This window comes from Paraglaciecola sp. MB-3u-78, assembly GCF_002835935.1.
Lineage (GTDB): Bacteria > Pseudomonadota > Gammaproteobacteria > Enterobacterales > Alteromonadaceae > Paraglaciecola.
The window spans coordinates 1-278 of the sequence record NZ_PJCF01000076.1; the positions used below are offsets into that span (position 1 = coordinate 1).

Annotated in this window: 1 protein-coding gene; it reads left to right on the top strand. The window is 46.0% G+C overall.

Annotated features, from left to right (window positions below):
• Nucleotides 1–44: 44 nt before the first annotated feature.
• Nucleotides 45–278: hypothetical protein (locus CXF95_RS30985; RefSeq protein ID WP_232788059.1), on the top strand; the 234-nt coding region annotated here is incomplete at its 3' end.

The following is a 278-nucleotide window of genomic DNA, read 5'->3' on the forward strand; positions in this document are numbered from 1 at the left end:
GCACTAATTCGTTTAGGTTATATGACACCACAACTAGACAGAGTGTGGCCAGCAGCTTCTCGGTCAGTGCTGATGGTAAAACACTAGGCCTAACGCCTGACGATCTGTTGGAAGTATCCAGACTCTACTACTGGTATGTAGGCTATAGCCCCTACTTGTATGATCTGGCCAACAATTTTATTGCACTAAATCGGTTTAGTTCTTTTACAACCGGTGTTCAGGTGGACAACACTCCTCCTGTCATGCTCTCGAGCAATATCGTTGGGGGGGGAATAAAC